Source organism: uncultured Novosphingobium sp. (assembly GCF_964277725.1).
Taxonomy (GTDB): Bacteria; Pseudomonadota; Alphaproteobacteria; order Sphingomonadales; family Sphingomonadaceae; genus Novosphingobium; species Novosphingobium fluoreni.
Window position 1 is genome coordinate 1 of the sequence record NZ_CAXYKL010000026.1, and the last position, 11,765, is coordinate 11,765.

An 11,765-nucleotide genomic window follows, 5' to 3' on the forward strand; every position below is an offset into this window, starting at 1 on the left:
GTTAACCTTGCCGAAAAGGGAAGTGGCAAGCTGTAGTGGGCAAAATGTAGCCATCAGGCAGGCGACTGCCGCGGATTGCTGCAGGATCTCCGAACATGGCGACGACTTACATTACCCCGACGGGATCGGGCGATAAGAGCGGATCGAGCTGGGCCAACGCGGCCGCCATCACCAACCTAGACGGCATGATGAAGAAGGCTGGAGCCGGCGGTACCGTGCTGCTCGCCGCAGACAAGGGTGATTATGTCATGAAGACATCAATCAACCTCTACGGTACTGGTGTCACCGTCAAGGGCATCAACACCGATGGTACTGCGGGTGACGCCCATTTTACCGGCACACGCGCAGTAAACTGGACTAGAGGCGCGGTAGACGGGAACGAACTGTTTCGCATCAACAAGGGTGCAGACAATCTCGTCTTTGAGAACATGCGGATCGACAATACCGGAACCGCGTTCAAGGTTGGTGGTGACGTCAAGAACCTGACAGTTCAGCATATCGATGCGAACAATGTTCAGCGCTTCTTTGAAAACTATGTTGCCGGCAGCAACAAGACCGCCACGATCAGTGGCCTGAAGATCAGCGACATCGACGTAAAGGGTTTCTCCGAGAATGTCGTTCGGTTGCAATACGACACCCACGACGTCATCGTGGAAAACGTCCGAGGCGACAGCATGCGGCAAGATGATGACGGCTTTACCATGGGCGTCCACTTGGCCGATACCGTCCATAACGTCCTGCTTCGCAAGGTCACGATGGAGAATGCCACTGGTGATCGAGGCGTTGGCAGCTACTGGAACGGTGACGGCTTCGCAGCCGAGCGCGGCACCTACAATCTGACGTTCGAAGACACCGTCGCGCGTGGCAACACCGATGGCGGTTATGATATTAAGGCAAGCCATGTCACTTTCCTTCGTGCTGTCGCGGAGGACAATGCCCGGAATTTCCGCATCTGGGGCACCGACGTAAAGATCATCGATTCGATTGGCCTCAATCCTCATACCCGCGGCGGCACCAGTTCGCAGGCGCAGCTTTGGGTCGACAAGACAGGAAGCGTAACGGTTATCAACAGCACGTTCTCGGACGCGGGGTCGAAGACCAAGGTCATTGACAGCAGTGGCCAAGTGACGCTGATCGACACGAGCATCAAGCAGGCTGTGACGGCGACCACGTATGTGGGTATCAAGCCAATTGGTTTCATCGCCACCATGGTGGACAAGGTCGTGGCAGGTGGGACCTCGTCGCAGGGCGCCAATTACAGCGACGGCAGCTTCGTTAAAGAGATTGCCAACGCATCCTCTGCGAACACCTCGGTTCCCTCTGTTGGCACCCCAACGGCTATAGTTGTCCCGAGTGCCGCTGGCGCTACAGTAGCCGTAAGCGCTCCGGTTGTTGTTTCAAGCACGCCGATTGCAGCAAACATTCCTGCGCCTATCGCCAATTCGGTCATTCCAACCGTCTCGGCCGCTTTGAACAATCCCATGGCGACAAGCACGAGCATCGCTGGAGCCTGGTCGAAGGTCACCGGTACCGCCGCCAACGACACCTTCAAGGCAACCTCAATGGCGGAGATGTTCCTGTTCGACCAATCCAAGGCGAACGGTGCCGATGTGATCAAGAATTTTGCAGCTAACGACCTAGTGGTGTTTGCCCAGAAGCTAGGGAACGCCAATAGCGAAGGCGTCACAAGCCTTGGCAAGGACGGCACGCTGAACATCAGTGCAGGCAACTCCCTTCAGATCGAAGGACTGAGCAAGGGACTGCGACTGATAGGCCAGACAGAGAACGGCTACGTCTACGGCGATGCCAGCGTATGGAAAGCCGGTGCCACTCTGCCTAAAGCCGTTACCGAAAAGTTCTATGCCTCCACTGCGGCGAACGAGACCTATATCGCGACCAATGCACGCGACACCTTCTACTTCGACGTGAAGGCTGGCCCGACCGGCACTGACAGCATCAAAGGCTTTGGCAAAACAGATGCCCTTGTCACCAAGGTAGCACTGAATGACGGAAACGGCGACGGCTACATCGTCCCGGGCAAGGCAGGCCTGAGCTTGGGCGGCGCTTCGGGCAATCTTGTTAAAGATCTGAACCTGGGCTCGATGGGGCTCCGGTCGATGGGTTCTACGAGTGAAGGCTTCGTCTACGCTGACGCAGCGGCCAGGCCCAAAAACGCGATTGAGGGCAAGTTGACGGTGGCCGACATTCTGGCCGGGGGCAAGACGGACACTGCCACAGCCGCCTTCTTCTTCGATACGGCGCTGCATCGTGCCTTGGGTGCCGACAAGGTGATCAACTTCGGTGCCAAGGACGTTATCATCACCACCAGCCAGATCGGCTCGGGTGCTGTCGGCTCACATGTCGATGCTGCGGGTGGCATCTTCACGCTTTACGACGAAGGCGCTTCCGTCGGCAACATTGCCATCACTGGCGTCGGCGGGGCGACTGTGTCGAGCCTAGAATACGATGGCGTCAGGCAAAGCGACGGCATCAGCTACTATGTCTATAGCCATGTCGGATCGGCAGTCGGCCTCGACGCGCTGGGCTGAGCATATTGGGCTGAAAGCGACGGGGAAGGCGCGCATATCGCCTTTCCCGTCGCTTGAAGCTAACGGCCGAAAGGAAGAGCCCGCCGGATCATCCCGAGGTCGCCAGGCTGAGGCAACAGAATATCGCGCAGCGATAGCCCAGTGACCCGATTGTACAAGATGACGTAGCCGACGGTGGCGACAAGATAACAGGCGCTTGACGCAACCGCTGCTCCCATGGCGCCATATCGCACAATCATCACCCAACCGAGTGCGACATTGAGCACCAGCACCGGTACCATGATGATCATGGCCGTCCATGGCTTGCCTCTCCCGGCCAAATCGATGTGCAGGACCTTGAACACGATGAATGCGACAATACCCGGCAACAGCAGGATGCAGATGTCCGCGCTTTGCTCAAAACGATGGCCGTAAAGGATCGGAAACAGGTACTTGGCCGCAAACCCCACAAATATGCTGATGACCACAGCGGCGACGAAGGCCAATCGCGCTAGTAGCAGCACCTTACGGGAGAATAGCGTTTCATCTTTGGCATTGACGCCGCGCGACAGGACCAGCGACCCGAGCATGGTAGGCACCTCCCAGATCAGCTCGGCGATAGCGATGGCTTGTGCATACAATCCAACATCCGTCAGTGTGCCGAGCCGGGTCAGCAGCAGGATCATGACCCGGTAGTTCAGCATCAGGATGACCAATGAGGCCGCATAACTGATGCCCTTGCGCTGCAATTGCATGGCAACCGCCCGATCGAAGCCAAGCCTTAGAGGCTGCTCCTTGCCGAGCAGGAAGAGCGCATAAGCCGAAGCTGCCAGGGCTCCTCCCGCCGTCGCCAGCATCACACCGTATATACCCCATCCCGCTGCCCAACCCAGTAGGATCACCAAAACGAGGCTAATAAAGCCAGGGCGCCAGCTGGTTTTGCGAAATTCGGCAATCCGTTGCTGGCCCAGGAACACTCCACTCGCATAACTTGCAGACAAGGATAGCGGGATCGTCGCGACTGCCAGAATGCGCAGCGTCCAATTGCCGCGCGCTATGCCTACAAATTCAAAATAGATAAGCGATAAAACAATGGCAGCCGCGCTGGCGATCGGCACCATGGCAAGCAACGTGGGCTGTAATCGAGGGAGCGGTATGATCTTGCGACCCAGGTGGAAAGCAGTTGATTGGCGCACCCCCATTTCTGAGACGCTGACGGCCAGTTGAGACGGGACAGTAAGGGCCGACACCATTCCACGCCCATCGGGGCCGAGTAATCGTGCAACGATTAGGCTCGATACGAACTGCATGATCTTCACCGATATGCGACTGGTTGCCACACTGATCAATTCGCGGACGAATCTACCATGTTTCTCTGTCTTTTTAGAAGCAGAGGTTGAACTAGAAGCAGGCGAGGCCTGATCCGACGGGTGGATCATGAAGTGCCGATCATGTTGGAAAAGCCTCCGCTATATCAGTCACAGGCTTTCTCGCTACCGCCACAGCTCGCTACGGCAATGCCTCGGCCAAAAAAGGTTCCCGCCTTCTTATGGTTTACAAAGATAATCCGTTATCCTACCCAAGTTGGGACACTTTGCAGCCTACAACCCATAAGGCTACACGTGGTTTGGGAGTAAGTCTCTGTAAGATAAATAAAATATTCCAGGGTTCGCAAAATCCACTGAAATCCGATCCGGTGCTTGTTCTTCGGTCGCAACCAAATGGTTGACGAACTGTTAACGATAGCGCAACTGCTACTCCAGGCGTGAGTCGGGGGCGGTCCTCTTTTTGCGCGTCTTACAGGGAACAGGCACATGGCTTTTCGCGACAACAGCACACTGATTACCACAGCCGGCAAGGTCGTATTGGCTCTTAATGGCGAAAGCGACCTCTATAGCGGCGCTGGTGGCTCCCACGCATTTATCATGAACGAAGGTGCCTTGGGAGACGATCAACTTCAGAATTTCGGCTCTGACGATTCGATCATCAATTATAAGAAAATCTACGACGGCAACGGCGATGGCTACATCAGCTTCGGGCCTAACAACGTTCTTGATGTCGATCGCACTAGCTCGAAGAACGCTGGTGAAGATCAGATCACAGTCGGCGGCACCGGTGGTGATTTGGTTACCACCATCCGTTACCTTGGCACCAAGGATGGCGGCTACGCCTATGCTGATGCCCTCACCCGCGATCAGTTGCTTGGCCACTTTACCAAGGGCTTTGATAACACGGCCGGCGGCACCGCGGGTGATAGCTCGGTAGCGGCTCAGGCTCTACACATCGACAACGATGTCGGCGACAACACATTCGACTTTGGCAAGACCTCGGTGGCTCTGCTCACCGATAACAAGCTTGGCCTCAACTTTGGCGGCGACGTCATTAATGGTTTCGGCAAAGACGATCTGCTGGTCTTCACCTCGAAGCTGTACGACAGCAACAACAGTGGCGTTGTGACGTTCGGCAAGAACCTGGTTCTTGATCTGTCTGGCGCTGGTGGGCCTTCGTCGAGCGATCCGAGCACTGGCCCGGGCGGTCAGTTCGACCTCAACCAGCCTAACAAGACCGCTGTCACTTACCTCGGTGAGAAGACCATCGGCGACGCGACCTATTATTACTATGGAACCGCCGATCATGGCGCGGTCCCGGGCGCAATCTTCCCGGCTTGATCCGCATCACAATTAAAAAAGGCCTGCCTTTCAAGCGAAGGGCAGGCCTTTTTTATTCAACCTGACTTGTGAAAGTTAATTCTGTCAGGGCTGTATTGGATGGTCATCCAAATAGTTAGCTTCTATTTTAGAAGCTTAGAGCAGCCAATCCTACTGCCGAACCCTCAAGACTATAGACGTAATAGGTCGAGCCTTTGTGATTAATCGATCCATCGAATTCTAGAGCCTGAATTGTTGCACCATTCAAGCCGTGTAGTTCAACGGTACCGACTTCGCCAACCACACCATCAGCACCAATCAACTTCGCAGTGCCGCTTACCCCCAAGGACGTGGTTGCCAAAGCTTTGGTGGTAACAAGCAGGTCCTTAGCACCGAAATTTTCGATGCGGTCATCGCCGAGATGAATGTCGAGCGCGCTATCAAAGAAGAACACGTTCTTCTTGCTGTCCGGAGCATCGCCTTTCAAAATATCGTCGCTGATCTTTCCTTCGATCGCGCCTTTCGGCCTTACCCCTGCGTTGGCATAAACCGACAAGCCGTTATCATCGGTACCCAGGAAGCGGAGAGCGGACACACCCGCAAGAGTCACATTATCAACGCTCCCGGCCCCGTCCAAACCTAACTTTGACTTGGAAAATGTGATCAAGCCATCACCGTTGCCATCGAACAGCGTGCCTTTTGTCACCAGGACATCGGCCGATCCAAAATTCGTGATTTTGTCGGAACCGGATTTCGCAGCCAAGTCGAAGTAGAAGCTGTTATGCTGGCTCGTCCCGGTCAGGGTCTCGTTGGTCGATGCGGAACCGTTCACCGTTCCAGCACGCTGAAGCAATGGAGAGTCCGGCAAGCTTGGGAAGGCCAGCGGCGGTGCCTTCACCGTTACCTCTACGGTTGTAGATGAGGTCGCCTTTCCATCATTGGCCACATAGGTAAAGCTGTCGCTACCGACATAACCGTTCGCAGCCTTGTAAACATAAGTGCCATCGGCAGACAGCGTGACAGTGCCATGTGCAGGCCCTTTGTCGAGCTTCACTGTCAGAACGTCGCCGTTGGCATCCTTGTCGTTGACAAGCACATTGCCCTTGCCAATCTCGCCAGCAACGATCGCCACACTGTCGGCAGCTGCAACGGGTGCCGTATTGGCCGGAATCGCAGGCACCGGCGCCTTAACCGTCACGGAAACCATCGCGGACGAAGTCGCCTTGCCGTCGTTGGCCAGATACGTGAAGCTGTCGTTGCCGACATAGCCGGCATCAGCCTTATAGACATAGTTGCCGTCCGCAGACAGTGTTACCGTGCCGTGCGCAGGCCCCTTGTCGAGTTTGGCGGTTAAAGCATCGCCGTTGGCGTCCTTGTCGTTGAGGAGCACATTACCCTTGCCCACTTCGCCAGCGACGATTGCCAAGCTGTCGGCAGCAGCGACTGGCGCCGTGTTGGCCGGCGCGCTCGGTGCAGGGGTGCCTGCACCCGGCAGCTTGTCGATCTCGGCGATCGTACTGGTCAGATTGTCGGTGATGCCCATGTAGAACACGACAGTGGTCGACTTGCCCGCGGCCAAAGACCCAAGATCGAAGTTGATACTCATCGACACGTCGGTCTTGGTCGTCGTGCCAACTGCCTGCGCCGTGGTAACGGATGAGGCATAAGGGTCTTGGTTGATAAACCCACCGGTCGTCACGACAGCACGATTGTCATTGGAATAGAGGAACATCGGGTCGGCGCCAGCCTTGGCGGCGGCAGTCACCAAGGCACCACCAGCACCCTGCTTTACGATCGTGTTGACGGTGGCGAAGCCGTCCGCCAGATCCGGATCAACGGTGCGCAAGTACCGCAAGTCGGACATCGAAGCCGCCGAATTGTTGGTCAAGGTGACCTCAAATCGCAGGAACTTGGCATCGTCGGTCAGTGTGACCTTCTGGTCGATCGCAAGCTTCTCGTTTGTTGCACCCTTCCAATCAGCCTCTGCGACGGTTTTGGTGGAGGCGTTGCTTGCAGTGCCGTTGATCTGGCTCAAGCCCGCAAGTTCCTGGTTCGAACGAACGTAGGTTGCGCCACCGGTCTTGTAGCCGATATTGAACCCTTCAATCGCCAGACCACGCACGATGGCATCGTGCGTTGCTGCCTTGCCCGTACCAAAACCATCGGTATCTCCGATCAGGCCGAGTCGCTTATAGCCAGCGGCCAAATCGGTGTTAAATTCTGGCATAACGTTTTTGGTCGTGCCGATCGTTCCGCTGCTACTGAAACCAACGGCAAGATACTTGCCCTGGAGGTACGTCTCTTTACCAAGCATGCCATTCAGCAATGTCATACGCCAATCCTCGAATGGCCAGCGGCATCACCGCATGGCATCTGTCATATCGCTGGCCAAAGCCCTTTCAGCGCGCCACTTACAATAGAAAGCCGCCCACCGGAACTCGAATCTACCCCTCTGTTATTGCATAAATATCCATGAATGAAGTTGCCCGCGCGTTAACCTTTGGTTCAGGCGGGACCTAAAAACGAGGATGAAAAAGCAAGAATTTTTAATTATTTAAAATTTATCCAATTATACTGATTAACAACTTATTATATCAACCGCTATTTTTACACTTAGGTTTATAACATATAAATTTACATGATTAATTTTGTTATATATATTGTCACAGGCAATATCATTCAAATCTATTGTAAAAGATACCTTAAAATATGCCATGCGCAGATGTAATGACTGAGGACATCAATGCAGGAAACTTTAGATGATAGACCAAGCAAGCCTCATCTAAGAGGCTGCATTCCACGGCTACGTTCGCTACGCGCAGTGCTTGCGGCGGATCTTTATCGCTATGCTGGGCGCACAGGCGCACAAGCCTTCGCCAAGCATTACCTTTTCACCCCTGGATACAAGTACACCGTTATCATGCGGACCTGTGGGTATTTAAAGACAAAGCCTTTGATGGCTTTTGGTTTATTCCCTATAGCAAAGTGGCTTTTGCTACGAGCGCGCTATAAGTACGGTATCGCCATACCAGAGTACACAGTTATAGGTCCTGGATTTTTTATCAATCGATTCGGTGGAATCTATGTAAATGGTGATGTGGTTATCGGTCGGAATGTAAACTACACGCATGGCGGAATGCTTGGTCAGCTCAATCGTGGTCCACGAGCAGGCAACCCGATACTTGGAGATCGGGTATTTATGGCCTCGGGGGCAAAGGTGATCGGCGCCGTCATGATCGGTAACGGCGCGTCTATCGGCGCCAATGCGGTAGTCACCAAAGATGTGCCGGAAGACGGCGTAGTGGGCGGCGTCCCTGCAAAGCTGATCTCCACCTCAGGTTCCGAAGGCTACATCAACCGCCAAGTACCGGACCCTCTCATAAATCGCTGCAAAGGTGCATTTGTTGGCCCTGTGCCTTGGGAAACCCAGGTATAGCCTCAGCATGTATTAGAAGATGCCGAGGGCATCATCCAAAGACTATGTAGCGGAGTTCGTCGCCCTGCTATTTTTTCTTTTTGAAATCATGCACGTTGGTCCGAATGTCACGGAGCCCTCACCCTTAACTCTCTCAGTACCGGTCCAACGTGATAGATCACACGATCGCACACTGATTTTGCCCCCCTCTTTCCCGAAGACGACAAGAGGCTTGTCGCCAATGGCAATGAGCTTGTCGATGATCCAATCTGTGGTGAGGCTTGTCGCTTGAACGTGTCCCCAAGATGGATTGATCGAGGTGAGCGTGCCTGCAGTACCCTGCGCCCATAGACGATAGCTATAGTGGCCGGCGTTCGTGACACTCAGATCATCAAGCCGGGTGTTACTGCTCTTGAGATCGAAGCCTCCATCGCTCGGACTTTCACAAGCCACCTTGCGAATGGTGACGTTGAAGTTCCCTCGTTCGGTACTCACACAGTCGCCGTTAGCGTATTTGTTTGCAGGCCAGTTCGTACGGAAGTCGGCTAAGTGGCCGCGCTCGATCAAAATATTATGAGCGGTGCCGTTAACAGCAATACCGACTGGAATCGAACTGTCAGTGCGCGGCGTTGAACCGGTAAAACGAAAATCACGAATGGTCCAGTCAGCGCTATCACCACGAATATAGATACCGCGCTTGCCAACTTTGGCCTCTACCCGCTCGACTATCACTTTGTTAATCGTCGTCGGTTTTCCTTTCTCCGGTGCAATAAAGTCTCGAGCATCATCTGCAATTATATCACTTATTACGATCGGTTTTTCCGCTGTCCGCAGCGGAAAGGCGACCATGGCGCGCAGAGCATGGACATTCTTCGTCGAGCCATAGGCGATCTGACCCGAACTGCCAAAGTCCTTGGGCTTGGCAGTAATGGCCGGTGAGTGAGGCTTTGCACTCGTGATTGCCTGGCCAAAACTGGGGCCGGCCACCAAAGCTGAAGCAGCGAGGAGATGGCGGATCATTGCTCGTGTCCTGTGCAAATTAGACGACCGATCTGTTCGTAGCACCTGTCGCATGCCTCCGACACCATCCGTGTGACACTTCCACCATGTTAGGTGTCCGAACCAAGGATAAGGCGCCGAGCGATGCACTAGTGATACCTCTGGGTTTGGAGCGACGCATCGCGGTTGCTCCTCCCCGAAGTTTGGCGAAAGCAGGCTTAGCCCTCGACCTCAAATCAGTAATTATGCCTCGGGCTGGTTCCTTCTTGGAAATTCATCAATAACCGATCGCATGCTATCGCGAGGCCATTCTTCCCGATTGAGAACCTCCAACGGGGCGGCCGGGGAGTATGCGCTGATCGCGCGCGTCGCTTACCCGATCTTCCCATAATCTGTTCCCGAATGCGTTATCCCGAAATTTTCCATTCAACATGGAGAAACGGGACACCAGCAGGCGACTATACGCGGCTTGCGAAAGTTAGCGCTCGCGCCCACGGTCGTCACGACCGCGATCCCGCTCCTGCTGTCTAATCCATCCGCGCTGCTGTTCCTGCTGACGCTCGGCCCGGCGTTCGCGCATGACCGCATCATAGAGCTTCGTGAGATAGGGATGCGCTTGCTCAACCTTGGCACGGGCAAGGTCATTACCCCGATGGCGACGATGCCCGGTGACAGGGCCAAGATACTCTTTGATGTGATTCAGGCGTTTGGCGAGCTGTGTAGAACGCTTTTGCAGCGCATGGGCAGCCTTTTCCCAATTGGACTGCGCAGCCTCATGAGCTGTGCGCCGCAGGATCGCGAGCGGACCGCGAGGCGCGGACGGCTGTGTACGGGCATGGTCATCCCTGACCTTCTCATGCCGATGGTACATTCCCGTAGCGCGTGCATGGGCTCGCATGGCGCGAGTCTGAACGCCAGAAAGGGCTCGCTCATGCTCAGCGCTCCAACTCTGCACCACGCCCTCTCGCGTAGGCCGTTGAACCGGCGCTGCATTCCCTTTCGCCTTATCGAACATAGCACGCGCGAGTTTCGGCAACCAGATCTCGCGCCGATCGGCGAACGCGCGGGTATGGTCTTGCGCGCTCCGATCGGGCGCATAGTCGCTGGCCATGTCCTTGCCGCGATCGCGGGACAGCACCTGAGCGAGCTTACCTTGATCGGCGAAATCGTCGCGACCGTAATGAAGTTGCACGCCGTCGCGATGCCGCGATAGTCCGACATAGCCGCTGTGCCGGTCCATACCCGGTGTTGCGAGAACGTGAACGCGATCGACTGTCACGCCCTGCGATTTGTGAAACGTAGCGGCATAGCCGTGATCGACCGCTGCATAGTCTTTCGCCGCGAATGTGACATCGCGCCCATCGTCGAGCCGCACCGTCATGCCTTTGGGGGTGACGCGGCCGATCGTCCCCAGCGTGCCGTTCTTCACGCCCAGCGAGCGCTCATTACGTAGGAACATAAGCCGATCGCCCGCCGCAAAGTCACGGGCGCCACGGTCGGCCGTAAACGCTACGTCTTCACCCAGATCGCCGGTCGTGCGAAGCCGGTCGCGCGCTTCCCTGTTCAGCTCCCAAACCTCGGCATTGGTGTGGGTGAGGATGATGCGGCTTTGCTTGGGATCGGCACGGCGCTGGCGATCCCACCCTTCCACGAGGCTTTCACGCGCCGCCTCGCGCGTATCGGCCGTATGAATCATGCCGTACGCAGCATAGGCATCTAGCGCTTCGGCCGTCCGCCCCGTGGCGAGTGCGCGGGTTGCTTGCCTTTGCCAGCCCTCGCGCTGCCGGCGGACTTCGGTGATCTCGGCCGCGCCGTGACGCTCGGTGATCGACCGGAATGCCGCGCCTGCCTCGATCGCCTGCAACTGCTCTGGGTCACCCACCAGCACGACCTTGGCACCGGCGTCGCGGGCGTGGGACAGCACCTGCTCCATCTGGCGGGTGCCGATCATGCCGGCCTCGTCCACTACCAGCACGTCCTTGGGGCCAAGCCAGTCGCGGCCCTGCGCCCAGCCATGTTCCAGGCTGGCGATAGTGCGGGAATGGATGCCCGATCCACTCTCCAGATTCTCGGCCGCGATCCCTGACAGCGCAGCGCCACGCACCTGATAGCCTTCACGCTCCCACGCCTCGCGCGCTACCCCCAGCATCGCCGATTTGCCGGTGCCGGCATAGC

General features: G+C 55.9%; 7 protein-coding genes. 3 read left to right on the top strand and 4 right to left on the bottom strand.

The features are described 5' to 3' along the window. Nucleotides 1-95: 95 nt before the first annotated feature. Nucleotides 96-2,549: a hypothetical protein gene (locus ACHWRX_RS01740; RefSeq protein ID WP_394657861.1), complete on the top strand. Its 2,454-nt coding sequence runs from the start codon at nucleotides 96-98 to the stop codon at nucleotides 2,547-2,549. 59 nt (nucleotides 2,550-2,608) lie between these two features. Here the strand turns inward: ACHWRX_RS01740 and ACHWRX_RS01745 are convergent, their stop codons facing one another. Beyond that, complete coding sequence (locus ACHWRX_RS01745; RefSeq protein WP_394657862.1) at nucleotides 2,609-3,967, bottom strand: lipopolysaccharide biosynthesis protein; 1,359 nt, start codon at nucleotides 3,965-3,967, stop codon at nucleotides 2,609-2,611. A 375-nt stretch (nucleotides 3,968-4,342) separates the two neighbouring features. Here ACHWRX_RS01745 and ACHWRX_RS01750 point away from each other — a divergent pair, with 375 nt between their 5' ends. Further along, on the top strand, nucleotides 4,343-5,197 hold the full coding sequence (locus ACHWRX_RS01750) for a hypothetical protein (RefSeq protein ID WP_394657863.1): 855 nt from the start codon (nucleotides 4,343-4,345) through the stop codon (nucleotides 5,195-5,197). A gap of 127 nt (nucleotides 5,198-5,324) precedes the next feature. Here ACHWRX_RS01750 and ACHWRX_RS01755 read toward each other — a convergent pair whose 3' ends face one another. Continuing rightward, nucleotides 5,325-7,508, bottom strand: a complete 2,184-nt coding sequence (locus ACHWRX_RS01755) for an Ig-like domain-containing protein (RefSeq protein ID WP_394657864.1) — start codon at nucleotides 7,506-7,508, stop codon at nucleotides 5,325-5,327. Nucleotides 7,509-7,997: 489 nt separating this feature from the next. Between ACHWRX_RS01755 and ACHWRX_RS01760 the strand changes: the two genes are divergently transcribed. Then, nucleotides 7,998-8,612 carry a serine O-acetyltransferase gene (locus tag ACHWRX_RS01760; protein WP_394657865.1) on the top strand — a complete coding sequence of 205 codons (615 nt, stop codon included), beginning with the start codon at nucleotides 7,998-8,000 and terminating at the stop codon, nucleotides 8,610-8,612. Nucleotides 8,613-8,654: 42 nt separating this feature from the next. Here ACHWRX_RS01760 and ACHWRX_RS01765 read toward each other — a convergent pair whose 3' ends face one another. Together ACHWRX_RS01765 and ACHWRX_RS01770 are read right to left on the bottom strand one after the other, a co-directional pair. Continuing rightward, on the bottom strand, nucleotides 8,655-9,611 hold the full coding sequence (locus ACHWRX_RS01765) for a hypothetical protein (protein WP_394657866.1): 957 nt from the start codon (nucleotides 9,609-9,611) through the stop codon (nucleotides 8,655-8,657). Nucleotides 9,612-10,068: 457 nt separating this feature from the next. Next, nucleotides 10,069-11,765 (bottom strand): AAA family ATPase (locus tag ACHWRX_RS01770; RefSeq protein ID WP_394657867.1); only part of this gene is annotated, 1,697 nt, incomplete at its 5' end.

Excerpts from the sequence above, each read along its gene's own strand:
- ACHWRX_RS01740 (WP_394657861.1), top strand. The coding sequence starts at position 96 with ATGGCGACGACTTACATTACCCCGACGGGATCGGGCGATAAGAGCGGA.
- ACHWRX_RS01745 (WP_394657862.1), bottom strand. The coding sequence starts at position 3,967 with ATGATCCACCCGTCGGATCAGGCCTCGCCTGCTTCTAGTTCAACCTCT.
- ACHWRX_RS01750 (WP_394657863.1), top strand. The coding sequence starts at position 4,343 with ATGGCTTTTCGCGACAACAGCACACTGATTACCACAGCCGGCAAGGTC.
- ACHWRX_RS01755 (WP_394657864.1), bottom strand. The coding sequence starts at position 7,508 with ATGACATTGCTGAATGGCATGCTTGGTAAAGAGACGTACCTCCAGGGC.
- ACHWRX_RS01765 (WP_394657866.1), bottom strand. The coding sequence starts at position 9,611 with ATGATCCGCCATCTCCTCGCTGCTTCAGCTTTGGTGGCCGGCCCCAGT.